Origin of the sequence: Merdimonas faecis, assembly GCF_001754075.1 — a bacterium.
In the GTDB taxonomy this organism is placed as follows: domain Bacteria; phylum Bacillota; class Clostridia; order Lachnospirales; family Lachnospiraceae; genus Merdimonas; species Merdimonas faecis.
On the sequence record NZ_MIEH01000008.1, the window covers coordinates 18303 to 41911 of the forward strand.

Below are 23609 nucleotides of genomic sequence, written 5' to 3' on the forward strand. Positions count from 1 at the left end.
ATGGATTACCAGATTTTAGAGCAAAAGCTTGGAGAGCTTGGCATAAAGCAAGATCAAAATCAGCTGGAAAGGTTCCATAAGTTTTATCAGCTTCTTATTGAGTGGAATAAGGTTATGAATCTTACAGGAATTACGGAGTATGAGGATGTGGTGGAAAAGCATTTTGTAGATAGTCTTTCCATCATAAAAGCCATAGATCTTTCCAGGATCCATACAGTCATTGATATAGGGACAGGCGCAGGTTTTCCGGGAATTCCCTTAAAAATCGCATTTCCGCATCTGAGAGTCGTTCTTTTGGATTCCTTAAATAAAAGAATAAAGTTTCTGGATGAGGTTATTTTTCAGCTGGGGCTTACCGAAATTTGTACGATTCATGGGCGGGCCGAGGAATATGCAAGAAAGGAAGAATACAGAGAACAGTTTGATCTCTGCGTTTCACGGGCTGTTGCAAACCTTTCTACTTTGAGTGAATATTGCCTGCCCTATATACAGGTAGGGGGTATATTTGTTCCGTATAAATCTGGTGAAATAGATGATGAGGTAGAACAGTCAAAGAAAGCAGTACGGATTCTTGGAGGAAATATAAAAGAAGTAATGAAATTTGAACTTCCGGGAACAGATATCCACAGATCTTTTGTATTAATCCACAAGGAACAGCATACACAAAAAAAATATCCCCGCAAAGCGGGGATACCTGCAAAAGAACCTCTATAACAGTAAGGTATGGATTGCTTCAATAAATTGATCCGGACATTCCATCTGCGGAAGTTCTTTACTGTCTTTTATATATTCGATCTCGATAGAAGGAAGGATCTCCTGGTAAAGCCTTGCAGATTCTTCCTTTTCTGCTGTCTTATCACCGATCAGTATAAAGATACTATTGTTCAGCTCTTTCATACAATGTTTTATATTTACAGTCGTATATCTTCCGGCCATGCTGGCAAATAAGTATTTTGAAGCTGCATTGCCGGAATGGGAAGTTTCATAGCTGGTATCGATCATACTGTTAGTAACCAGGTCTTTATTATAAAAATATTCTTCTTTATACAGTTTTTCTATTTTCTTTTTCTGAGTCAGTATATTGTACAGAAATGTTCCGAAAATCGGTATGTTTATCATCCGTGTCAACGTTTTTGTACGTTTGCTTGGAGATTTTGAAAGGTAACGTATATCTGATGGATTTACCATCACGATCTGATCAATAATAGAGGAATCATTCTGACAGGCAGCGACAGCAAAAGATCCAGATTCGCCGGCCGCAATCACGTCACACTTCTCTCCTACTACATGTTTGATAAAGTCACTTATAAGCTGTACATAAAGATAATTGGTATAGATCAGATTAGGTTTATCAGATCTTCCGCAGCCAAGCAGATCAATACAATATACTTTATTTGTTTTCGCAAGCTTTTCTTTTATAAAATGCCATTCATGCCCGGAACTAAAGGTGGAAAGATTGTGCAGTAATAAAACAGGCTTTCCTTCACCAGATTCCGTATAATATATCTTTCCAAACTTCCACTCATAATAAGAACCTGATGGACTGCTTAAAAGATTGTCCAATGTGGCAGAAAAATAAACAAATTTATTGATCAGATGTATTGTCAGTGTTGTAGCTCCGGCGAGAGCTGTTCCCAGGATTAGATTTCTTTTCCAACTCATAAATTTATACTCCATATTATAAAAATGTTACAGATTTCTCTGAATCCAATTTCCTAAAAAGATGTTTCATTTGATAGAATGTCCGATATCATTATTTCACACGCGCAGGGAAGGAAGCGGCTGCGTATGCAGACATTTACTTTCCAAGCTGTGGCCTGCCGGTATAATTCCTGCAAAGCAGGGTGGGCCGAATTATCGGTTTTGATTACACCTCGTGCAATCATTATACCACATGTGCAGGGGAGGAAGCGGCTGCGTATGCAGACATTTACTTTCCAAGCTGTGGCCTGCCGGTATAATTTCTGCGAAGCAGAGCGAACCGACTTATCAGTTCGGATTGCACTTTGTGCAATCATTATACCACATGCGAAGGGAAGGAAGCGGCTGCGTATGCAGACATTTACTTTCCAAGCTGTGGCCTGCCGGTATAATTTCTGCGAAGCAGAGCGAACCGACTTGTCGGTTCAGATTGCACTTTGTGCAATCATTATACCATATTTACTATGTTGGGTCAAAATGTATGTATATGTTTCACGTGAAACATCCTGAATAATATTTATAAATCAGATAAATGATAAACAGTATAAATTAAAATGTTTCACGTGAAACATTAAGTGAAAAGCATAAAAATGAGCAATAGTATAAGTCTACTTGAATATATAATATGTACTAGCAAAACGACCAAAACGAATGTATTTTTAAAAGCAAAATAAAGAAAAACCGAGAAAATATGTTTCACGTGAAACATTTTGTAGATAAGTATTTGAAAAAGTGCTATACTAAATTCATACTGAATAGAAAGGTGAAAAAAGATGGGTAGAGTTATAGCAGTTGCTAATCAAAAGGGTGGCGTCGGAAAAACCACAACAGCTATTAATCTTTCTGCATGTCTGGCCGAAAAAGGACAAAAAGTTCTTGCAATAGATATGGATCCGCAGGGAAATATGTCAAGCGGACTGGGGCTGGATAAAGATTCGATTGACAGAACAGTATATGACATTATTATCGGAGAATCTAACATTGAGGAAGTGCTGCAGAAAGAGGTTCTGGAAAATGTTGATATACTGCCTGCAAATATCGATTTGTCAGCTGCCGAAATAGAATTAATAGGGATTGACGATAAGGAATATATTATCCGAAATGCTATCGGGGCTATTAAGGATCAATATGATTTTATTATTATAGACTGTCCGCCTTCGTTAAGTATGCTGACAATCAATGCAATGACCACGGCAGACTCAGTTCTTGTTCCGATACAGTGTGAATATTACGCATTGGAAGGACTAAGTCAGTTGATACATACGGTTGAGTTGGTAAAGAACAGACTAAATGAAAAGCTTGAAATAGAAGGTGTTGTATTTACCATGTATGATGCCAGGACGAATCTTTCACTGCAGGTTGTCGAAAATGTAAAGGATAATCTTCAGCAGAACATCTATAAGACTATTATTCCAAGAAATATTCGTCTTGCAGAAGCTCCGAGTTATGGGATGCCGATTAATAAATATGATCCGAAATCTGCGGGATGCGACAGTTATATGCGGCTAGCGGATGAAGTGATGAACAGAGATGTATCATAGATGGAGGAATTCTTATGGCGGTAAAGAGTAAAGGATTAGGAAGAGGATTAGATACGCTGATCCCTGAGAAGAAGAGTATAAAATCTTCACAAAAGTCAGAAACTTCAAAGTCAGCAGAAAAGCAGGAACCTCAAAATGGAGAGCTGATGATGAAGATAAATATGGTAGAGCCTAATCGTGATCAGCCCAGAAAAAATTTTGAAGAGGATGCATTGCTTGAACTGGCAGACTCTATCAAACAAATGGGGGTTCTGCAGCCTCTTCTTGTAAGAAAGAGAAATGATTATTACGAAATCATAGCAGGGGAAAGAAGATGGAGAGCTGCAAAGATAGCAGGGCTTAAGGAAGTACCTGTAATCATTAAGGACTATACAGAGCAGGAAATTGTTGAGATTGGATTGATAGAGAATATCCAGAGAGAAAACCTGAACCCGATCGAGGAGGCTATGGCTTACAAAAAGCTTTTGGAGGAATTTCATCTGAAACAGGATGAAGTGGCAGAAAGAGTATCAAAGAGCAGAACTGCTGTTACAAATTCCATGCGTCTTCTGAAACTGAACGAAAAGGTACAGCAGATGATCATTGATGATATGATTACCACAGGACACGCAAGAGCTCTGCTGGCGATAGATGATCAGGAGCAGCAGTATATTCTGGCAAATAAGATCTTTGATGAGAAATTGAGTGTAAGGGAAACAGAAAAGTTGATTAAGGATATCAAGAATCCCAAAAAGCCGAAGATAAAGAAGCCTGTAGAAAATGCATTTTTATATGATGATCTAGCCAATAAGATGAAAGAGGTAATGGGAACCAAGGTAAACATTTCCACAAAAGGAAATGGAAAGGGGAAAATAGAGATCGAATATTATTCAGATAAAGAATTAGAACGTATGTTCGATATGATTATGAGTTTAAGAAGGGAAGTATAAAAAATATGGAAAGTGGAATTTTGTCGAGAATGGGGATTGATCCGGCGATCATTCTTCTATTACTGTTTTTATTGATTGTTGCACTCTTTGTATTGTACGTAAACGTGACCATGAAGTATAATAGATTAAAAAGCAGCTATAACACGTTTATGAAAGGAAAAGATGGAAAAACTCTGGAAGAGAGCTTTCGGGAACATTTTTCTGAAATAGAAGCAATCCTGAAGATCACAAAACAGAACAGACTGGATATCCGTGAAATTAATAAACGTATGGAAGGCTACTATCAGAAGGTTGGCATTGTAAAATATGACGCTTTTAACGAGATGGGTGGAAAACTGAGTTTTGCGATTGCCATGCTGGATGGAAATAACAGCGGATGGATCCTGAATGCAATGCACAGCAGAGAAGGCTGCTATACTTATGTAAAGGAAATATTAAAGGGCGAAAGCTTTGTAGAGCTGGCCGAGGAAGAGGCAGAAGCACTTGATAAAGCAATTTATAAAGAAGCATATGATGTAAACGCATAAAAGAGCAGGAGGAAAGAATATGTTAGACATTAAGTTTGTAAGGAATAACCCGGATGTAGTAAAGGAAAATATTAAGAAGAAATTTCAGGATGAGAAGCTGCCTCTGGTAGATGAGGTCCTTGAGCTTGATCAGAAAAACAGAGAGATTAAGCAGGAGGTAGAAGCACTCCGTGCGGATAGAAATAAAATTTCAAAAGAGATCGGTGCATGCATGGCACAGGGAAAAAAGGAAGAGGCAGAAGAGCTGAAGAAAAAGGTTCAGGAAAATGCTGACAGAGTTGAATCTTTATCTGCAGAAGAAAAAGAAGTAGAAGCAAGAATTAAAAAGATCATGATGACGATCCCGAACATCATTGATCCGTCTGTTCCTATCGGAAAAGATGACAGCGAAAACGTAGAAATCCAGAAATACGGAGATCCTGTGGTTCCGGAATTTGATATTCCTTATCATACAGATATCATGGAGAGCTTTAACGGCATCGATCTTGAAAGTGCCGGAAGAGTAGCCGGAAACGGATTCTATTATCTGATGGGCGATATCGCAAGGCTTCATTCTTCTATTCTTTCCTATGCCCGTGATTTTATGATCGGACGTGGGTTTACCTATTGTGTTCCGCCTTTTATGATCCGTAGCAATGTGGTAACAGGCGTTATGAGCTTTGCCGAAATGGATGCTATGATGTATAAGATCGAGGGAGAGGATCTGTACCTTATCGGTACCAGTGAACATTCTATGATCGGTAAATTTATCGATACCATGCTGACAGAGGATCAGCTTCCGCAGACGCTGACCAGCTATTCTCCGTGCTTCCGTAAGGAAAAAGGAGCGCATGGAATTGAGGAAAGAGGCGTTTACAGGATCCATCAGTTTGAGAAGCAGGAAATGATCGTTGTCTGCAAACCGGAAGACAGTATGATGTGGTATGATAAACTGTGGCAGAATACGGTGGATCTGTTCCGCTCCATGGATATTCCTGTTCGTACTCTGGAATGCTGCTCTGCCGACCTTGCAGACCTGAAGGTTAAATCCTGTGATGTAGAGGCATGGTCTCCGAGACAGAAAAAGTACTTTGAGGTTGGAAGCTGTTCCAATCTTGGAGACGCGCAGGCAAGACGTCTTGGCATCCGGGTTAAGGCAGAAGATGGAACAAAATATTTTGCTCATACATTAAATAATACAGCTGCTGCACCGCCGAGAATGTTGATCGCATTCCTGGAAAATAATCTTCAGGCAGACGGAACAGTCCGGATTCCTGAGGTATTGAGGCCATATATGGGCGGTACAGAGCTGCTGATACCGAAAAACAAATAGATCAATAAGGAAAATTATATGCATCAATATCTGAAAGCGATTGGATTTGGTAGTCTTAGAGGGAGAAAAGAATTGAACGAACTCCTTGATAAGACGAGAATAGATTTTTCTCATCATGAACTGGTAGGCCAGGAGGATGAGATGGATTTTTGCGAGTATCAGAAGGAATACGGAGCAGGGATTGGAATCGCGGTTTATGGAGACATGGATATCCATGAGCAGTTTCATATGCAGTATTATTATCCGTATTTCATTGGGACAGGGATTACATCCTATGCGGATGTTTATATTGAAAAGCGGATGGATCGGGAGTCTTATGTAGGAATCTGCGAAGATATGAAAATAGGCATCAGTCTGATCTTTTATATGCAGAATGTTGTTGAATATCTGAAAGAACGAAAAAGAACAGAATCGATCAAGTACAAATCCGTCACCCTGTCCGGACTTTGCGACGGGGGGACGGTGCTGCTTCCGGTCAGGAAAGATAAAAGGCAGGAAAAGCAGCAGAAGGAAGAGGTACATAACCGGATGATGCTGATGAGCGCGGCCAGGACAGGAGATCCCGCAGCGATCGAAAGCCTGACGCTGGATGATATTGATACTTATTCGAAAGTATCAAGACGGCTGATCAGCGAGGATGTGTTTACGATTGTCGACACTTATATCATGCCATATGGGATTGAATGTGACAGATATTCAATTCTTGGTGAGATCCTTAACATTCACCGGATTGAAAACGAGATGACACGGGAAGAATTGTATATCATGAGCCTGGAGGTTAACGGCCTGACCTTTGATGTGTGCGTCCCCGCCCGGGAAGTGGTGGGGGAGCCTGCTGTGGGAAGAAGGTTTAAGGGAAATATCTGGATGCAGGGAATCATCAATTTTTAGAATCCCAGCGATTACCCTTTGACACTTGGGGAATATTGAAGTATAATGGTTAAGATTGATATGTTCCCTTAGTTAAATGGATATAACAAGTGCCTCCTAAGCACTAGTTGTGAGTTCGATTCTCGCAGGGAACGTGTAAGTGGGACGCTGAAAATCTTTTATTTAAGATTTTCAGCGTTTTTTTTATTAAACGGGGGAATTTAATAGAAGATCAATCTACAAAGTGCACTTCTTTGTAGTTTATGTGGGTAAAAAGATTGCTTCATGGTATAATATTTTTATTAAGAAGATTCAGGGGTTTGTTTACTGAAAATAAATTGTGAAAGAAGATGTTTATGGATATAACAAGATTAATAGGTGAAACAACAGAATATGATAAGAAGGCCGCACTTGAGACAAAAAGGCCGAAAAGCTGGTGCAAAAGTGTCAGCGCATTTGCCAATACATCCGGTGGAGTATTAATTTTTGGTGTTTCTGATGACGGGAAGATTATTGGCCTTGCTGATCCGGTGGGAGATGCGGAAAAAATCAGTGAAATCATAAAAGGCAGACTGGATCCTATACCGGAATTCAATCTCAGTTTTTGTGAAGAAGAAGGGAAAAAATTGATCATCCTGAATATTTATAAAGGAGAGGAGACACCATATTATTATTCAGGAGATGGTGTGATGGAAGCATATATCCGTGTTGGAAATGAAAGTGTGAAAACAAATTCTACCGAGTTAAAAAGGCTCGTCCTCCGGGGAAAGAATACATCCTATGATTCACAGCTTTCTTCTTATAAAGCAGAGGACTATGCTTTTTCAAAATTGAAAGAGAGGTATAAAAAGTGGACAGGAAGCAGCTTTGACGACAAAGATCTGATTTCTTTTGGGCTGGCAGATGAACAGGGATATCTGACCAATGCAGGGGCGCTCCTTGCCGATGAAAGCCCGGTCAGATGGTCAAGAGTATTCTGCACAAGGTGGAATGGTTTAAATAAGAGCGGCGGCATGATAGATGCTTTGGATGATGCTGAATATTCCGGCAGCATTATTTCTCTGATTGAAAACGGAGAAGCCTTTATCAAACGAAATAGCCGGATGATGTGGCGTAAAACGGATAATTCCAGGGAAGAGATGCCGGAATACGTAGAACGAAGTTACCACGAAGCACTCATAAACGGGCTTGCCCATCGTGACTATCTGATCAATGGAAGTGAGGTTCACATTGATATTTATGATGACCGGATGGAGATTTATTCACCGGGTGGAATGCCGGATGGGTCTCTGATCCAGGAACGGGATCCGCTCACAGTACCATCGACCAGAAGAAATCCGGTTCTTGCAGATGTGCTGAATCGTTTGGGATATATGGAACGGAAAGGCAGCGGATTTGAAAAAATCATCAGCGGATATGAGTTTCAGATAAATTATGATGAAAGTAAAAAGCCTAAGTTCCGCTCTGACAGATACCAGTTTACAGTGGTGATGCTCAATCTGAATTATGATGTCCCCCGGAATGGCACTCAAGATGACACTCAAGATGGCACTCAAGATGACACTCAAAAAGATATAAAACACCAGATTACGGATTTAATCCGAAAGAATAATAAGATAAGCACAGAAAAGATAGCGATAGCGTTAGGTGTGAGTGTAAGCACAATAAAACGCCGGATAAAGGAGATGGAAAATGTACACTACGTAGGAAGTGGATTTAGTGGCCACTGGGAAATATCAGGGGATGAGTAAAGATTATGTAGTCGAAGAGCTGTAGACAAACCGGCCATTCTACCCAAGCAGGGATGATGGTCGGTTTTATTAATGGGAAAATAGTGAAAAAATAGTGTAATTTTAATGGAAAAACTATTTGTTAAACAATATAATAATTAGTAATAAAGATGAAATAATAGTGGCAAAATAGAGGCGGTAAATTGACTCATAAATGAAATTTTGAAAAGGATTTCAGAGATTGATGAAAATAGATTTTCTCTTAGCACGATAGAGCTTCCATCTGTTACGAAGAACAGACTCAGAAAAACTCCAAGAAAAAAAGTTCATATGCTTCTAATAAGATAGAGGGGAATCCACTGACTGAAGAACAGGCGAATGAAGCGATTGATGGAGATCCTCATAAACATTTTTTAAGACCAGAGCAAGAAGTGCGGAATTACTTTCAGGCTTTAAATTTATTGGAAGAAAAGTTAAAAAAGAAAGAACGCTTTTCAAAAGAGATGATCTTGAAGTTCAGGCGATTATAGAAAAAGGTGCATCGAAAGAAAAAATGGGGCTAAGGGGTCCGATGCCGCCGGGCGTACTATTTGCAGTATATGATTCTGAAACCGGTGCACCAGAATATATAGATATTCCGGAGCTGCTGGATGAACTTGTTGAATATGTAAACACTACAGATGATCATCCATTAATCATTGCTGCTGTAGTCCATTACCAATTGGTTACGATTCATCCCTTTGAGGACGGAAATGGAAGAACTGCCAGGATAATGTCAGGGTATATCCTTGATTATTATGGGTATGGTTTTAATGGAATTGGTTCTCTGGAAGAATATTTCGCATATGATCCGGATGAATATTATGCTTCTCTGCAAATGGGATTACCTGCATTATACTATTCAGGAAGGGAAAATCCTCCACATCCGGAAATCTGGATCAACTATTTTTTAAAAATGATGGGATTGTATTCTAGGCAAGATGATTGGTGTGACAAATAAAACAGTGATTAACAGATGTGCAAAACTAGTGAATAATGGATTTTTGATTCCTGCTATTGTCAAAACTAGGATTCGATCTTATAAACTAAGTGATTTTCAAGAAAAAATGAAAAAAAGATTTTGAAAAGGCTGCCATAGTCTGTCTGAGAAACTTCAGAGATTAGAGATTGATATGTAATGATTAATTGAAATGATAAGGAGAAATGGCATGGAAAATGTGGTAAGTAAATTCCCGGAAGATAAAAGGGAACTCTACAAATTTTTGAGGATCCGGCTGAGCGGACAGATCGAAAGCTGTCCTCATATGACTGCAAATCTGGCCAATGCATCGGCTCTTTTGAATCAGGGGCTTAAGGAGATCAACTGGGTAGGGTTTTATCTTATGGAGGGGGAAACGCTGATACTGGGGCCGTTCCAGGGGAAACCTGCCTGTACGGAGATCCAGGTGGGAAAAGGTGTGTGCGGGACTGCAGTGGAGCGGGACGCGGTAGTGCGGGTAGAGGATGTGCATCAGTTTCCTGGACATATTGCCTGCGATAGTGCTTCACGCTCGGAGATTGTCCTGCCGCTGCATGATCAGTCGGGAAGGATACGGGCGGTACTGGATATAGACAGTCCGGTGACATGCCGGTTTACAGAAGAGGATCAGAAAGGTTTGGAAAGCCTGGTTCCGGAACTTGAGAAGATCTTTTATTAAAAAACCTAAACGAAGTATGATTGAATATTGAATGATGCAGAGGTGGAATTATATATGAGTGAAATCCAGAGTGTATTTTATCCTCAGAGCGAAATCCATACAACTTTAATTCCGGTTACAACAGGATGTCCGTATAATCGATGTGCCTTTTGTTCTATGTATAAAGCGGATACTTACAGTGAAGTTTCGTTGAGAGAGATCGAGCATGAGCTGATGAACGGAGAAGGATATACTGAGCGGGTGTTTCTGACGGGGGCAGATCCGCTTTCGGTGGGATTTGAAAAGATTTTCAAGATCCTTAATCTTGTAAGAAAATATTTTCCGTATTGTGGATGCGTAGCGGCATATGCATCTGTCCGCAGTCTGCAAAGATACAGTGTTTACGAATTAAAACAGCTTCATGAGGCAGGGCTTAGGCTGCTTTATGTCGGCTTTGAGACAGGCAGTGATGAGACGTTGAAGTTGATGAAAAAGGGACATACAGCTGCGGTAGCGGCCAGGCAGGGACAGAAACTAAATGAAGCAAGGCTTCCGTTTTATGCGATCGTGATGTATGGAATTGCAGGAGAAGGAAAAGGGAAAGAAAATGCCAGACTTACCGCAGAACTTCTGAACCAGTTTGTGCCTGCAAAGATTATCACGATGAATCTGACGGTATTTGCATTGACAGAATTGGCAGAAATGGTCAAAGAGAGAAGATTTACAGAAGCAGCGACGCAAGAGAAACTTCAGGAGTTAAAAACGCTGATTACAGAACTACATATGGAGAAAGCTGTGGAGATTGACACGACACATATAACGAACTTAATTAAAATGACAGGCAGGCTTCCGGAAGATGTAGAAAAATTGCTGGATAAAATAGATGCGCGGCTTTCAGGATAGCATAAAGATATCAAACTAAGAAACCGGGAAAGAGGTGCCTCCTTCCCGGTGCTATTTTTACGTCCGCATTGCTCCATCTACAGAGAGGATTTCTCCTGTTACATAGCTTGCCATATCGCTTGCCAGGAAAAGGAAGGCATTGGCAATGTCTTCCGGTTCCCCGACTCTTCTCATCGGGATGGCATTGATCAGAGGCTCGATCATTTCTTTTGGAAGAGCCGCTACCATGTCGGTTTTTGTAATGCCGGGAGCGACTGCGTTGACCCGGATATTGCTGGGACCGAGTTCCCTGGCAAGAGACCAGGTCATTCCGTTAACGGCGGATTTGCTTACCGGGTAAGCCACGCCTGAAGGCTGTCCGCATATGCTGACCATAGAGCTGGTATTGAGGATGCAGCCGCCGCCCTGCTCTTTCATGATCTTTACGGTCGGCATGATACAGTTCATAGCTGCTCCAACATTCAATTTCATAATCTTTTCAAAATGATCAGAGGTGTAATCCGTGATGGGTTTGCTGTCCGACATTCCTGCATTATTGATCAGAATGTCAATTTTGCCATAGGTTTCTTTGATCTTACCAATTTCCTCTGCCACGGCATCTGCATTTCCAAGATCCGGCCATGCACCGGATACAGGCCAGTCAGGATTTTCTTCCTTCAATGAGGTTAATGCTTTATCTACTGTTTCCTGACGGGATCCAAATAGTACAACAGTTGCTCCGTTTTCAAGAAATTTTTTAACGGTTGCATATCCGATTCCCCGGGTTCCTCCGGTAATTACTGCTACTTTTCCTTTTAGCATAGATTTTCCTCCTTTAATATTAGTGAACATCAAAATTATCAGTTAAATAAATTATATATTTTATATTGTGAGAATACAACAAAGACAGAAGAAGTTCTGTGACAATATCACGGAAAATAAAGTGGAGAAAGAAACTACACCGGAAGGATTGACTTCCGCCGGAGATAGGAGCAGAATATAGGAAGAGCGAGGGGCGCCATTTTCTGACAGGGTATGTCAAATAGTACTATTTTGGGGGAATCTAGCATGGGTAAGACAAATTCTATGGCAGGAACATCTTCTGCCACCTTGATGACCAGCGGACCGATCTGGAAACGTCTGGTGGCTTTTGCCATTCCTCTTTTCTGGGGAAATTTATTTCAGCAGCTTTACAACACTGCCGACTCGGTGATAGTCGGTAATTTTCTTGGAAATAACGCTCTTGCGGCGGTCAGTTCATCGGGAAATCTTATATTTCTTCTGGTGGGCTTTTTTAATGGAATCGCTATTGGGGCCGGAGTGGTGACAGGAAAATATTTTGGTGCAGGGGACAATGAAAATCTGAAAAAATCAATCCATACAACAATTGTATTTGGAGTGATCTGCGGAATGATCCTGACGGTCGTCGGCATCGCAGCCGCACCAAAGATATTGGTACTTATGGGAACACCCGCAGAAGTTCTGCCGGAATCGCTTTCCTATTTCCGGGTATATTTTGCAGGATCTCTTGCATTTGTTATGTACAACTTTTTTGTAGGGATACTGCAGGCGATGGGAGACAGTAAGCATCCTCTGTTCTTTCTTATCATTTCGTCGATCACGAATATAGTTCTGGATCTGGTTTTTGTGGGAATATTCAGAATGGGCGTGTGGTCTGCAGCTCTTGCCACGATTATTTCCCAGTTTTTGAGCGCTTTTTTATGTCTGTACCAGCTAAAAAAAGGGAACGGAGTATTTCAGCTGCAGCTTTCCGAAATACGGGGAGACACCAATATGCTTAGGCAGATTGTTATAAATGGCGTGCCGGCCGGCGTGCAGAATTCGATCATCTCCGTGGCAAATGTATTTGTACAGGCCCATATCAATACCTTTGGAGCCACAGCTGTCGCGGGCTGCGGTTCTTATTCCAAGATCGAAGGCTTCGGATTTCTTCCGGTTACCTGTTTTGCTCTGGCACTTACCACGTTTATCAGCCAGAACCTGGGCGCAAGGGAATACGAGCGGGCCAGAAAGGGAGCAGTTATCGGAGCAGTGTGCTCGCTTTCGATTGCAGAACTGGTAGGATTAGTGATCAATCTTTTTGCGCCTGTACTGATCGGCGCTTTTGGAGGAGGTGCAGAGGCTATAAGTTATGGTGTAGCCTGGGCAAGGATTGTTACATGGTTTTATTTCCTGCTGGCTTTTTCTCATTGTATGGCAGGAATTTTAAGAGGCGCCGGAAAATCCGTAGTACCAATGTTTGTCATGATGGTCTGCTGGTGTGTGATCCGTGTCAGCTATATCAGCATTGTGGTTCGGTTTATTCCGGACATCCAGGTGATCTTTTGGGCTTATCCGCTGACATGGCTTTTAAGTTCTGTGGTGTTTCTCATCTATTTCTTGAAATCAGACTGGGTACATGGGCTTGAGAAGGTCAAGTAAATGTGAAAAATGTGTGAACGGGGACGTACACTTTTTGCAAAAGTGTACGTCCCCAATGGAGGAAGTAGCTTATGCTGGACAGACGTTACGAAAAACAGATGACGAGGGAAGAGCGCAAACAATTTGAAAAGGAAAAACTAAGCCAGATGACGGGAAAGGAAAAGCTGGAGTATCTCTGGATGTATTACAAAATCTGGCTTTTGGTTCCGGTCGCTGTCATTGCCGCAATTTATTTGGGCGTTACTATGTATCGGGGGATGAATGAGGAGATTCTTTTAAATCTGGTCGTTGTAGATGGATTGGCAGACGACTATGAAGGTCTGGAATCAGAGATACGGGAATACCTGGGGGCAGAAAAAAGCAATCAGACTGTACGGATCAACAGTAATATTACCTCCGGTGCTTATCAGGGAGAAGCAGCCTTTAGTACGCTGATTGGGACAGAGTCTGTGGATGTAGTGATATGTCCGGAAAGTTTTTACGATGAGTATGGAAAAGATGTTCTGGAGAAGGCATTTGTCCTGGAGGAAAGCAAATGGTTAAAGAAAGAGGCCGGGATTGAATATGAGCCTGTCTGTATCTGTATTGCAAAGAACACGCCGAACCGGGAAAATGCAGAAGCTTTTCTGGAGCTTGTGGAGGAAAATAAATAAGAAGATGGATTATTTTTCCATTTAAAGTGAAAAGGGTATGAGGAGGAAATACTATGAATGACACAAATTTGAACAGGAAAATTGATGAAATGAAAGAGGAGATCCTGGATGGGATCCGCCGCAGTGTGCAGATTGACAGCGTGGCCGGAGAACCGGAGGAAAATGCGCCGTATGGTCCGGGCCCCAAAAAAGCGCTGGACTTTGCGCTGGAGCTTGGGAAAAGCATGGGATTCCGGGTAGGAAATGTGGATAACCATGCCGGGTACATAGAATATGGCGAAGGGGAAGAAATGGTAGCCGTGCTGGGACATATGGATGTGGTTCCTACTGGCGACGACTGGAAGTACCCGCCTTTTGGAGGCGAGATCCATGACGGGATGATGTACGGCCGGGGCGTTGTGGATGACAAGGGGCCTACCATCGGAGCGATCTATGCGCTGAAGGCGATCCGGGACCTTAATCTTCCATTAGACCGCAGGATCCGGGTAATCTTTGGTACCAATGAAGAACGGGGAAGCAGCTGTATCCAGTATTACGTAGAAAAGGGAGAAGAGCAGCCGGTGATGGGGATCACGCCGGATGCGGAATATCCGCTGATCTTTTTTGAAAAAGGAATGGTTTCCGCAATAGGCGGATGCAGGAATCCTGAGCAGGGAGAGATTAAAGTACTGGAATTTCAGGGCGGTACTGCTTCCAATATCGTACCTCTGCACTGCCGTCTGGTACTGGAAGGCGAGCATGAGATCCCGGACACAAAAGGAGTTACGGTCAGACACGAAAATGGAAATACTGTCATCGTTTCAGACGGCGTCAGCGCCCACGGCAGCACTCCGGAGCTGGGAGTCAACGGGATCATTATTCTCCTGGATGCGGTAAAGGATCTGAAGATCGGCGGAGATTACCAGAAGGTTTTTGATTTCCTGCGGACGAAGATTGGCCGGGAAACAAATGGAGAGAGCCTTGGCATCTGTTATCAGGATGAGGAGACGGGAGAAACCACTGTAAATTTAGGCGTGATCGAGGCAAATGCAGAGAAGCTGTATTTTAATCTGGATATCCGTTATCCGAAAAACGGCGATAAAGATGAGATATACCAGAATGTGGATCGTGCGCTCCAGGAGGCGGGACTTCTGCTTCTGGATTTTGGACATACAGATATGCTCTATGTTCCGCAGGATTCAGAGCTGGTACAGAAACTGATGAAGGTATACAGGGAAGGCACAGGAGAGGCGGATGCAAAGCCGAAGGCTATCGGAGGCGGAACCTACGCAAAGATGTTTAAAAATATGGTGGCATTTGGCCCGGTCTTCCCCGGAGATCCGGATATTGTGCACCAGCCTAATGAGGCGATGGAAGTAGACAAATTAATGAAATCCATCAAGCTGGTGGCGGCAGCCATGGCGGAGATGGGAAGAAAATAGAAGAAAGGGGACAGGGACTAAGCCAAATGGGGACGTACACTTTTGCAAAAAGTGTACGTCCCCATTTGGCTTAGTCCCTGTCCCCCATATATGCTTCATAGATGCCTGGATCTACTGATTCCCGGATATCCTCATAAATAGCGGCGGAGGCATCGATCATGGCCTGCCGTGTCTCATCATCAAGAGTGATGATCTGAGTCCCGCTTTCTTCAATGGTTTCAATGCGCTGGCTGATGCGCTCGTCGGAGGCTTCCCGGGAATATTCCCTGGCAATCTCCTGGGCTTCGATCAGGATCTCCTGGTCCTCCTCCGGGAGTTCGTCATAAAAATCCTTACTGACTACCAGAGAGATCAGATGGGGCAGATGGTTGGTCTCCACTACATAGTCCTGTTGCTCGTAGAGATTGTTGGAAACGATGACCTCATAGGGATTTTCCTGGGCGTCAATGGTATTTTGCTGCAGGCCGATATAGACCTCGCTGAAATTCATGGGCGTGGGGTTTGCTCCAAGAGCTGACCAGAATTCCAGATGATAGCTGTTTTCCATCGTCCGGATCTTCTGCCCGCTGAAATCTTCAAAAGAAGTTACCTCTTTGTTGGTGGACATAACCCGGAATCCCTGGTCGGAATATCCAAGAAGCTCGTATCCGGAATCCCGGTAGGATTCCTGGATCTGAGCAAAAAATTCCGGATCGTCCACGGTTTTCCGTACCTCCTCCAGATCTTCGAAAATGCAGGGAGCGTCAAAAATGGCTGTATCAGGAATAAAGGTCACCTGAGGAGCTGTGTTCTGGATGATAAATGGAATATCTCCGTCATAACAGCTTTCCAGAAGCTCTCTGTCACCGCCCAGCACACTGTTGGGATAGACCTGGATCTTGATACGTCCTTCGCTTAACCGGTCTACTTCCTCTACAAATTTTTCTGCGTAGATCTGTGTTACGGTATCCTCCGGACTTGCGGTGGCAAGAGGATAGGCATAGCGCTGTTCCCCTTCCTGTGTCTTCTGTTGGTTTGCACAGCCTGCCAGTGCGCCTGCAAAAAGGAGCAGGACAGCTGTATAGATCCATTTTTTCATGAAATCCTCCCTTCGGATGCTGACTATAGTAGAATGAGACTGACTGCTGGAATAAATGTAATTATTAACAAAGCAACTAAAAAATACCCTATCATCGGCATTGCCTTGCCTGCTATCTGCATGATAGGAATATCAGACAGAGAAGAAGCAACAAATAAGTTTACGCCAATGGGCGGTGTGACAAAACCGATTGCAAGATTGACGACCATCATAACACCAAAATGAATCGGATCCATGCCGATGGCGGTTACGATCGGCAGCAGGATCGGAGTCAGGATCAGAATGGCCGGTGTGGTGTCCATGACCATGCCTACGATCAGAAGGAAGACATTGATCACCAGCAGAAGGACGACCGGATTGGTAAAGTGGGTCAGGATCCAGTCGCTGACTGCCTGGGGCACCTGCATCAGAGTCAGGACTCTGGAAAAAGCGATGGATGCGGCCAGGATGAACAGGATCGGTGTGTAGGTACGGATGGATTCCACTAAAATACTCCAGATATCTTTTATTTTGATGCTGCGATATACAAACAGACTGATGATCAGCGCATAAAATACGGAGATCACGGCAGCCTCTGTAGGAGAGGCAATCCCGCTGTAGATGCAGCCAAGGATGATAACCGGGCTTAACAGGGCAAGAGAGCTGTCTTTTAAAACGGACAGGAAGCCTCTGCCCTTCAGCTCATTTACCATTTTCATTTTCCGCTCCTGATCTTCGCCGTGCTTTTTACAGTAAATATAGGCGTAGACCATCAGCAGGAATCCGATGAGCAGTCCAGGGATAATGCCGGCGATGAAGAGATCGCTGACAGACGCTCCGGATGCGCTTCCGTACATAATGAATGGAATACTTGGCGGGATAATGACACCTAAGCCTCCGGCCACAGCCACGACGGCGGTGGAAAAGGTCTTGTCATAACCCATCTCTATGAGTATGGGGATAGTCATGCTGCCGACGGCTGCTACAGTCGCGGGACCGGAACCTGAGATGGCTCCGTAGAACAGGCAGGTGACGATAACGGCACAGGGCATCCCCGCAGTTCTGGCTCCCATGAAATAGGCAAATATGTCAAAAAGTTTCCGGGAAATGCCTCCTCTTGCCATGATGATTCCCGACAATACGAACATAGGAACCGCAAGGAGGGGGAAGCTGTCCAGACCGCCCAGCATGGAGCGGACGACAAATGTTCCGCTGGCTGTAAACGAAGGATCAAAGGTGCCCGGCAGTACGGATGCAATCCCCAGAGAGATGGAAACCGGGATTGCGATTACCAGACAGATCACAAAAATAATAAATACAACGACGGCTGGCATGTATTACTCCTTTCTCCACACGGTTTTCCATTCGATCACCCATCTTTGCAGGATCCTTACGGCTGCCAGAAGAAAACCTGCAAGAGGGGCGGCCTGCACCAGATACATGGGGATGCCAAGAGCAGGGCTGGTCTGTCCGGTAGCAATGGCCAAATAGAGATATCTCCAGGAAAAAGGCAGGAGATAGAAAAAGAGGACCAGTTCGACCGTGTGGTTGATAACTTTGAAAAGCGCCTTCCCACGTTTGGGGAAGAGCGCTACAAACTGTTCGATTTTGATAGAGATACATCGTTTTGTACAATAGCTGATGCTTAAAAATCCGGCCCAGATGAAAAGGTAGCGGGTCAGTTCCTCCGACCAGGACAGTGACATGGACAGCACATACCGGCAGAAAACCTGTATGCCCATGATAACCGCCATGCAGGCAAGGAGGATGACGAGCAGTACTTCTTCCAGATACTCATCAAGGCCATGTAATAATTTTTTCATTTTGTACCTCGTTTCTCCGGCTGCGAAAATTTACGGCTACAGACTGTTATGAAGCAGATCCAGCACGGTTTTCAGGTCCGCGGCGCCCATTTGTCCCGGGGCGGAAGCCTTTCCTACCGCGCCAAAGGTCAGTGCAGATCCAAACACCTCTCCGCTCAGCCGGCTGATAACGCCGGTTCCTGCCATAGACATTGTGATGATGGGACGGTCTGCATACTCGGAGGCCATTTCTTCAGTAGCACAAAGCAGCGTAAGCACATCCTTCTTATTCTGCGGCATAACGGCGATCTTTGGAATATCAGCGCCCAGCTCCTGCATCCTGCGCAGGCGGGAGACGATCTCCTCTTTTTCCGGTGTCTTGTGGAAGTCGTGGTTTGAAGCAACCACCTTTACGCCACATTCGTGTGCGGTATCTACCACGGCTTTGACAGCATCGTCGCCGGTAAAGGCTTCTATATCCACCAGATCGATGAGTCCTGTCTTTGCGGCCTTCTGGTTTAATTCTACGTAAGCATCTGTGTCAATGGCCTTTTCTCCGCCTTCTTTTGAAGTGCGGAAGGTAAAAAGTATGGGGGTATCACCGAGAACATCCCGTAATGCTTTCATGGTTTCCGCTGTCTTTTCGAAGTCGAAAATATCCTCATACCAGTCCACACGCCATTCGACTACGTCGGCGGCAGTTGTCTTGATGATCCTAGCTGCGTCCAGGATATCCTCTTTTGTTACGCCTACGATAGGGACGCAGATCTTGGGAAGTCCTGTGCCTATTTCTACATTTCTAACTTTTACCGGATTCATAGTTATTCTCCTTTTTAATGATATATTTTTATTCAGATGCTCCTGCATTTTTCAGAAGCACGCCATATCTTGCGTTGACAAAAACTGCAAGCAGGATACCGATCACGGTGATCACGATATTCATGATGATGACGCCGGATGCGCTCATGTTGGAGGCGGCTGTCAGGATCGTATAGTTACACAGACTGGAGGCGATCATGACCAGGCTGGTAAGAGTGCCTTTGATCTTTGGAAACAGATCGTTCGCAACAGCGGTTGCCATCTGAAGCACGCCGCCGGCTCCTGCATAGCCGATAACAAATGCGCCTACGTAGCAGATCATCGGACTCTTGATGAGATAAACAAGGACCAGCATTACAAGTGAGATCACCGGGTAGATCACCAGGAAACGGACCTGTTTAAACTTTGTGATCAGTACACTGGTCACAAATAATGCTACCAGCGTTCCGGCGGAATAGTAAGTCTGCATCATGGACACGTCTTCAGATGCAATACCGGCCACTTCTGTTCCAAAGGTCTGTGCACAGTTCAGCCAGAGCTGGAAGGTGGCGGTACAGGTAAAGCCGATCAGGATCAGGGCCACACTCTCGAGCGAGAAGTGCGCATTTTTCAGGTTGTTCAGGAAGGATTCGCCCTTTCCGACTCCCTCTACCTTTGGAAGAGGAGCAAAGATCGCAAGAACACCAAGGACTGCGATCACGATGCCGCATATCAGAGGAAGCATCAGGTAAGACATAGATGTTCCTACGCAAAGTCCAAGGAAGAATGGGAGCAGAAGCTGTGCCACGGATATGAACAGCTTGATTCCCATGGTAGCGATACCGGTGTATTTATAAATAATCTCTGCGACTGCCGGGTATGTAGCGGTATCCAGGAAGGAGTTTGCGATACCTCCAAGGACAGCGGCGACATAGGCAACAGTCATATTCGGGGAAAAGGCAATCCCTACGAAAAAGATTACGTAGGAAAAGCATCCGATCAGCACGGAAATCCGTCTTCCGAATTTATCGGATAATGGTCCTGCAAAGGGCAGGGAGATCAGACGTCCAAGTCCAAGGGCCGCGGCGACGGCAGTAACGCCCATTACGCCGTCCATACCCCACTGGTCTGCCAGAAGTTCTTTGACAACCTGCTGGCTTAAGATGGAGCAGCCGATGCCGTGGATAAAATAATTCAGGTAAAGAATCAGTGCGCTGGGTAAATATTTTTTATTCATAATGTAGTTTTCCCTCTCCTTCCATTATCTTTTAGTCATACTTAATGTCAAGCACTTCTTTCATGTGATCAATGGGCATATGCTTGCCGGTCCACAGGTAGAAGGCAGCATCTCCCTGGAAAAGCATCATGCCAAGGCCGTTCATAGTCTTGCATCCGGCTTCCTTTGCCATCTTGAGCAGCGCCGTCTCTCTCGGAGAGTAGATGGTATCCGTAACGATCAGATCCGGGCGGAAGAATGATTTATCCGGAACCACGGACTGTCCCTCCAGCGGCTTCATTCCAACGCCGGTAGCCTGTGCAAACAGACAGCTGTCGGCAATCTCTTCTCTTAGCTTTTCTTTGTCATCCAGGTCATACAGATTGACGATACAGTCCGTATTGTTCCGGATAGTTTCCACGGTCTTTTCTGCGGCTTCCCAGAATTTATCTTTAATATTGAAGATAGAGATTTCTTTTACACCGTCGAGAGCGGCCTGTACTTCGATGGCTTTTGCGGCGCCGCCGGCCCCGGTGATGGTCATTTTCTTTCCGATCACATCAATATGGTTATCCTTCAGTGACTGCATGTATCCGATACCGTCGGTAATGTGGCCGATGAGCTTTCCATTGTCATTTACTATGGTATTGACCGCTCCGCACATCTTGGCTGCAGGGGAGAGCTCGTCTAAGTACTGTCCGACAACCGTTTTATTTGGCATGGAAACATTTGATCCTACCATTTTTAATGCGCGCAGGCCTTTGACTGCATCCTCAAGTGTATCGTTGTCTACCTCAAATGCCAGGTAAGCATAATCCAGACCCAATGTGGCAAAAGCTTCATTATGCATTGCCGGTGAGCTTGAGTGACGGATGGGATAAGCCATCAGTCCGATTAATTCTGTGTGTCCTGTGATTCTCTCTGCCATGATTCATTTCCTCCAATTTCATTTTGCATGTGCTGCATTTTTTGTTTGTTAATTAACAGACAACCTCTTTGAGTTTATTATATCGCAAGGTGTTTGATAGTTCTAATATATCTTTTGAGATTTTTTGATAGTATTTTACTATCAAATATGGTAGAATGTGCACAAAGAAAAGATTTTAAAATCAGGGAGAATCCAGATTCGGGAGGGAGAAAAAGATGACGCTGAATCAGCTTGTTTATTTTCAGACAGTCGCAAGGTATCAGCATTTTCACCGTGCGGCAGAGGAACTGAATATTTCGCAGCCTTCCTTAAGCAGATCGGTGGCGACGCTGGAGGAGGAGCTGAGGATCGTGTTGTTTGAACGGCAGGGAAGAAATGTAAGGCTTACAAAGTACGGCCGTGTGTTCCTGGAACACACAGAGAAAATCCTGAAGGATGTGGCCGTGGCCAGGACACAGATGCAGCAGCTCTCAGGAAACGAAGGACATGTGGATATTGCCTATGTATTTCCGCTGGCAGCCCACTACATTCCTCATATGGTACGCAGGTTCCTGAAAAAGGAAAAGAATAAAAACGTAACCTTCAGCTTTCACCAGCTCCATACGGCGCCGCTGATCGAGGGGCTGAAAAGTGAAAAGTACGATATCATTTTCGGATCCTATGTGGAAAACGAGCCGCTGGTCCAGTTTATCCCTATCATCCACCAGGATATGGTGATCATCACGCCCTGGGATCACCCGCTGGCGCGCCGGGGGAAGGCAACGCTTCAGGATCTGGCGGAATATCCGATCATCGGCTATGACCGGACCTCCGGCCTCGGGAAATACACCAGACGCCTCTATGCCATACACGGTCTGGCACCCGATATCATCTGCGAATCCCCGGACGAAAACGCCATCTCCGCACTGGTGGAAGAAGCCTTTGGTATTGCACTGGTGGCAGACGTAGAAGAAATCCATGAAAGAAACGTACACATACTCAAGGTAGAGGATGAGAATCTGGTTCATACCGTGTATATGGCATACCTGAAAGACCGGTATATGATACCGGCGGTGAAAAACTTTATCCACTTTATCCACAAGGAAGGGACAAAACTTTAATTGGGGACGGGGGATTTTCAAAAATCCCCCGTCCCCAATTAAAGTGAAATGGAGTTTTCCACATATTTTATAAATTTATCTACAACTGGCGGGTGATAATGATTTCTGCACAGAGCCATGTAGACATAACGCCGGTGTTTTGGCAGGTTCAATGGAAGGATATCCACATTTAAGGTCCGGAGAACGGGGATATCCGGCATGATTCCGATGCCGAAGTTCTGGGCGATCAGCCCGGCCATGGAGCTGTCTTCTTCTATTTCGTAAGCAATCCTGGGACGGATCTTGGCCTGCTCGAAAAGATGATCGATCACGGGGCGAAGACCGCTGCTTTTGGTGAAAAAGACCTGGGGATAAGCAGCTGCCTCCTCCAGGGAAACGCCGTTTTTCTGCTGAGACAGGGGATGGCCTTTGGGAACCACCAGTACCAGGCGTTCGGTGGCAATAGGGGTAAATTCAATCTGGGGCTCTTTTTCAGCCATGGAGCAAAAAGCCACATCATATTTTTCATCCTTCAGTCCGGCCAGGATCTCGGAGGTATTTCCTACGGTAAAATGAAAACGGATGCTCAACTCTTCGTGGGCACGGAGAAAATCGCCGACCAGCCTGGGAACAAACTCGCTTCCCAATGTATATATGTAGGCAAGGTCAATGACACCTCCGGTCTGTCCGGTCATTTCCTTTGTTTTTCTGACCCCCATATCCAGGATCCGCAGGGATTCTTCTGCATATTTCAGAAAGATCTGTCCATATTTTGTCAGGGAAACTCCGCGTCCCTGCTTCTGAAACAGCTTTGTGCCAAGCTCCTGCTCGAGAGTAGTCATGGCATGACTTAAGGAAGGCTGCGTGATGTCAAGCTCCTCCGCGGCTTTTGTAAAATGTTCCATATGGGCAAGTGTTACAAAATAGTGTAATTGGTTTAGGTTCATACGATCACATCCTTTTTTATAAAATATCACAAATCATAGTCAGTTTCTATCATTTTTTTGAATACAATGCATTTGTTTTATAATATGTTTTTCCCTAT

General features: G+C 44.2%; 23 protein-coding genes and 1 tRNA gene. 15 read left to right on the plus strand and 9 right to left on the minus strand.

The window, feature by feature from the left end; genetic code table 11:
* Positions 1-714 (plus strand): 16S rRNA (guanine(527)-N(7))-methyltransferase RsmG, encoded by a 714-nt coding sequence (gene rsmG, locus BKD12_RS04035; RefSeq protein WP_070088050.1) that lies wholly within the window; start codon positions 1-3, stop codon positions 712-714.
* Here the strand turns inward: rsmG and BKD12_RS04040 are convergent.
* Positions 709-1662: an alpha/beta fold hydrolase gene (locus BKD12_RS04040; RefSeq protein WP_070088051.1), complete on the minus strand. Its 954-nt coding sequence runs from the start codon at positions 1660-1662 to the stop codon at positions 709-711. The two genes, rsmG and BKD12_RS04040, sit on opposite strands and share 6 nt — an antisense overlap.
* An 812-nt stretch (positions 1663-2474) precedes the next feature.
* On the opposite strand from BKD12_RS04040, the gene BKD12_RS04050 reads away from it, so the two are divergent.
* From BKD12_RS04050 to BKD12_RS04095, 10 genes are all read left to right on the plus strand, one after another.
* On the plus strand, positions 2475-3242 hold the full coding sequence (locus BKD12_RS04050; protein WP_070088053.1) for a ParA family protein: 768 nt from the start codon (positions 2475-2477) through the stop codon (positions 3240-3242).
* Positions 3243-3256: 14 nt separating this feature from the next.
* A complete protein-coding gene (locus tag BKD12_RS04055; protein WP_070088054.1) occupies positions 3257-4171 on the plus strand; it encodes a ParB/RepB/Spo0J family partition protein in 915 nt (304 codons plus the stop codon).
* A 5-nt stretch (positions 4172-4176) separates the two neighbouring features.
* On the plus strand, positions 4177-4698 hold the full coding sequence (locus BKD12_RS04060) for a DUF4446 family protein (RefSeq protein WP_070088055.1): 522 nt from the start codon (positions 4177-4179) through the stop codon (positions 4696-4698).
* Between the two features lie 19 nt (positions 4699-4717).
* The gene (gene serS / locus BKD12_RS04065; protein ID WP_070088056.1) at positions 4718-6010 is read left to right on the plus strand and encodes a serine--tRNA ligase; all 1293 of its coding nucleotides are present in this window, start codon (positions 4718-4720) and stop codon (positions 6008-6010) included.
* Between the two features lie 18 nt (positions 6011-6028).
* Entirely contained in the window at positions 6029-6901 is an 873-nt protein-coding gene (locus BKD12_RS04070) for a DUF3881 family protein (protein WP_070088057.1), read from the plus strand.
* A 62-nt stretch (positions 6902-6963) separates the two neighbouring features.
* Positions 6964-7035, plus strand: a tRNA-Arg gene (locus tag BKD12_RS04075).
* A 201-nt stretch (positions 7036-7236) separates the two neighbouring features.
* A complete protein-coding gene (locus BKD12_RS04080; RefSeq protein WP_094078726.1) occupies positions 7237-8631 on the plus strand; it encodes an ATP-binding protein in 1395 nt (464 codons plus the stop codon).
* A 532-nt stretch (positions 8632-9163) separates the two neighbouring features.
* Positions 9164-9610: a Fic family protein gene (locus BKD12_RS17190; RefSeq protein WP_242872701.1), complete on the plus strand. Its 447-nt coding sequence runs from the start codon at positions 9164-9166 to the stop codon at positions 9608-9610.
* Between the two features lie 208 nt (positions 9611-9818).
* Positions 9819-10307 (plus strand): free L-methionine (R)-S-oxide reductase MsrC, encoded by a 489-nt coding sequence (locus BKD12_RS04090; protein WP_070088059.1) that lies wholly within the window; start codon positions 9819-9821, stop codon positions 10305-10307.
* A 54-nt stretch (positions 10308-10361) separates the two neighbouring features.
* Positions 10362-11189, plus strand: a complete 828-nt coding sequence (locus BKD12_RS04095) for a radical SAM protein (protein ID WP_070088060.1) — start codon at positions 10362-10364, stop codon at positions 11187-11189.
* Positions 11190-11246: 57 nt separating this feature from the next.
* Here BKD12_RS04095 and BKD12_RS04100 read toward each other — a convergent pair whose 3' ends face one another.
* Positions 11247-11990, minus strand: coding sequence for an SDR family NAD(P)-dependent oxidoreductase (locus BKD12_RS04100; protein WP_070088061.1), 744 nt, complete (start codon positions 11988-11990; stop codon positions 11247-11249).
* A 264-nt stretch (positions 11991-12254) separates the two neighbouring features.
* Between BKD12_RS04100 and BKD12_RS04105 the strand changes: the two genes are divergently transcribed.
* The 3 genes from BKD12_RS04105 (at position 12255) to pepV (ending at position 15684) form a co-directional block, all read left to right on the plus strand.
* Positions 12255-13610 carry an MATE family efflux transporter gene (locus tag BKD12_RS04105; RefSeq protein ID WP_070088091.1) on the plus strand — a complete coding sequence of 452 codons (1356 nt, stop codon included), beginning with the start codon at positions 12255-12257 and terminating at the stop codon, positions 13608-13610.
* Positions 13611-13681: 71 nt separating this feature from the next.
* Positions 13682-14263 carry a hypothetical protein gene (locus BKD12_RS04110; protein ID WP_070088062.1) on the plus strand — a complete coding sequence of 194 codons (582 nt, stop codon included), beginning with the start codon at positions 13682-13684 and terminating at the stop codon, positions 14261-14263.
* Positions 14264-14316: 53 nt separating this feature from the next.
* Positions 14317-15684: a dipeptidase PepV gene (pepV, locus tag BKD12_RS04115; RefSeq protein ID WP_070088063.1), complete on the plus strand. Its 1368-nt coding sequence runs from the start codon at positions 14317-14319 to the stop codon at positions 15682-15684.
* A gap of 70 nt (positions 15685-15754) precedes the next feature.
* On the opposite strand, the gene dctP is transcribed toward pepV, so the two are convergent.
* The 6 genes from dctP to BKD12_RS04145 are packed head-to-tail and all read right to left on the minus strand — an operon-like array spanning position 15755 to position 21485.
* A complete protein-coding gene (gene dctP / locus BKD12_RS04120; protein ID WP_176730924.1) occupies positions 15755-16762 on the minus strand; it encodes a TRAP transporter substrate-binding protein in 1008 nt (335 codons plus the stop codon).
* A gap of 23 nt (positions 16763-16785) precedes the next feature.
* Positions 16786-18075, minus strand: coding sequence for a TRAP transporter large permease (locus tag BKD12_RS04125; protein ID WP_070088065.1), 1290 nt, complete (start codon positions 18073-18075; stop codon positions 16786-16788).
* A 3-nt stretch (positions 18076-18078) separates the two neighbouring features.
* A complete protein-coding gene (locus tag BKD12_RS04130) occupies positions 18079-18564 on the minus strand; it encodes a TRAP transporter small permease (RefSeq protein WP_070088066.1) in 486 nt (161 codons plus the stop codon).
* Between the two features lie 36 nt (positions 18565-18600).
* Positions 18601-19362: a type I 3-dehydroquinate dehydratase gene (aroD, locus tag BKD12_RS04135; RefSeq protein WP_070088067.1), complete on the minus strand. Its 762-nt coding sequence runs from the start codon at positions 19360-19362 to the stop codon at positions 18601-18603.
* Positions 19363-19390: 28 nt separating this feature from the next.
* Complete coding sequence (locus BKD12_RS04140; RefSeq protein WP_070088068.1) at positions 19391-20578, minus strand: MFS transporter; 1188 nt, start codon at positions 20576-20578, stop codon at positions 19391-19393.
* Positions 20579-20609: 31 nt separating this feature from the next.
* Positions 20610-21485, minus strand: a complete 876-nt coding sequence (locus BKD12_RS04145; protein ID WP_070088069.1) for a shikimate dehydrogenase — start codon at positions 21483-21485, stop codon at positions 20610-20612.
* Positions 21486-21700: 215 nt separating this feature from the next.
* On the opposite strand from BKD12_RS04145, the gene BKD12_RS04150 reads away from it, so the two are divergent.
* Positions 21701-22585 carry a LysR family transcriptional regulator gene (locus BKD12_RS04150; protein ID WP_070088070.1) on the plus strand — a complete coding sequence of 295 codons (885 nt, stop codon included), beginning with the start codon at positions 21701-21703 and terminating at the stop codon, positions 22583-22585.
* A gap of 38 nt (positions 22586-22623) precedes the next feature.
* Here BKD12_RS04150 and BKD12_RS04155 read toward each other — a convergent pair whose 3' ends face one another.
* Positions 22624-23511 carry a LysR family transcriptional regulator gene (locus BKD12_RS04155; protein ID WP_070088071.1) on the minus strand — a complete coding sequence of 296 codons (888 nt, stop codon included), beginning with the start codon at positions 23509-23511 and terminating at the stop codon, positions 22624-22626.
* Between the last annotated feature and the right edge of the window lie 98 nt (positions 23512-23609).

What these genes read in the sequence shown, in the direction of transcription:
- rsmG (WP_070088050.1), top strand. Translation starts at nt 1, where the DNA reads ATGGATTACCAGATTTTAGAGCAAAAGCTTGGAGAGCTTGGCATAAAG.
- BKD12_RS04040 (WP_070088051.1), bottom strand. Translation starts at nt 1,662, where the DNA reads ATGAGTTGGAAAAGAAATCTAATCCTGGGAACAGCTCTCGCCGGAGCT.
- BKD12_RS04050 (WP_070088053.1), top strand. Translation starts at nt 2,475, where the DNA reads ATGGGTAGAGTTATAGCAGTTGCTAATCAAAAGGGTGGCGTCGGAAAA.
- BKD12_RS04055 (WP_070088054.1), top strand. Translation starts at nt 3,257, where the DNA reads ATGGCGGTAAAGAGTAAAGGATTAGGAAGAGGATTAGATACGCTGATC.
- BKD12_RS04060 (WP_070088055.1), top strand. Translation starts at nt 4,177, where the DNA reads ATGGAAAGTGGAATTTTGTCGAGAATGGGGATTGATCCGGCGATCATT.
- serS (WP_070088056.1), top strand. Translation starts at nt 4,718, where the DNA reads ATGTTAGACATTAAGTTTGTAAGGAATAACCCGGATGTAGTAAAGGAA.
- BKD12_RS04070 (WP_070088057.1), top strand. Translation starts at nt 6,029, where the DNA reads ATGCATCAATATCTGAAAGCGATTGGATTTGGTAGTCTTAGAGGGAGA.
- BKD12_RS04080 (WP_094078726.1), top strand. Translation starts at nt 7,237, where the DNA reads ATGGATATAACAAGATTAATAGGTGAAACAACAGAATATGATAAGAAG.
- BKD12_RS17190 (WP_242872701.1), top strand. Translation starts at nt 9,164, where the DNA reads ATGGGGCTAAGGGGTCCGATGCCGCCGGGCGTACTATTTGCAGTATAT.
- BKD12_RS04090 (WP_070088059.1), top strand. Translation starts at nt 9,819, where the DNA reads ATGGAAAATGTGGTAAGTAAATTCCCGGAAGATAAAAGGGAACTCTAC.
- BKD12_RS04095 (WP_070088060.1), top strand. Translation starts at nt 10,362, where the DNA reads ATGAGTGAAATCCAGAGTGTATTTTATCCTCAGAGCGAAATCCATACA.
- BKD12_RS04100 (WP_070088061.1), bottom strand. Translation starts at nt 11,990, where the DNA reads ATGCTAAAAGGAAAAGTAGCAGTAATTACCGGAGGAACCCGGGGAATC.
- BKD12_RS04105 (WP_070088091.1), top strand. Translation starts at nt 12,255, where the DNA reads ATGGCAGGAACATCTTCTGCCACCTTGATGACCAGCGGACCGATCTGG.
- BKD12_RS04110 (WP_070088062.1), top strand. Translation starts at nt 13,682, where the DNA reads ATGCTGGACAGACGTTACGAAAAACAGATGACGAGGGAAGAGCGCAAA.
- pepV (WP_070088063.1), top strand. Translation starts at nt 14,317, where the DNA reads ATGAATGACACAAATTTGAACAGGAAAATTGATGAAATGAAAGAGGAG.
- dctP (WP_176730924.1), bottom strand. Translation starts at nt 16,762, where the DNA reads ATGAAAAAATGGATCTATACAGCTGTCCTGCTCCTTTTTGCAGGCGCA.
- BKD12_RS04125 (WP_070088065.1), bottom strand. Translation starts at nt 18,075, where the DNA reads ATGCCAGCCGTCGTTGTATTTATTATTTTTGTGATCTGTCTGGTAATC.
- BKD12_RS04130 (WP_070088066.1), bottom strand. Translation starts at nt 18,564, where the DNA reads ATGAAAAAATTATTACATGGCCTTGATGAGTATCTGGAAGAAGTACTG.
- aroD (WP_070088067.1), bottom strand. Translation starts at nt 19,362, where the DNA reads ATGAATCCGGTAAAAGTTAGAAATGTAGAAATAGGCACAGGACTTCCC.
- BKD12_RS04140 (WP_070088068.1), bottom strand. Translation starts at nt 20,578, where the DNA reads ATGAATAAAAAATATTTACCCAGCGCACTGATTCTTTACCTGAATTAT.
- BKD12_RS04145 (WP_070088069.1), bottom strand. Translation starts at nt 21,485, where the DNA reads ATGGCAGAGAGAATCACAGGACACACAGAATTAATCGGACTGATGGCT.
- BKD12_RS04150 (WP_070088070.1), top strand. Translation starts at nt 21,701, where the DNA reads ATGACGCTGAATCAGCTTGTTTATTTTCAGACAGTCGCAAGGTATCAG.
- BKD12_RS04155 (WP_070088071.1), bottom strand. Translation starts at nt 23,511, where the DNA reads ATGAACCTAAACCAATTACACTATTTTGTAACACTTGCCCATATGGAA.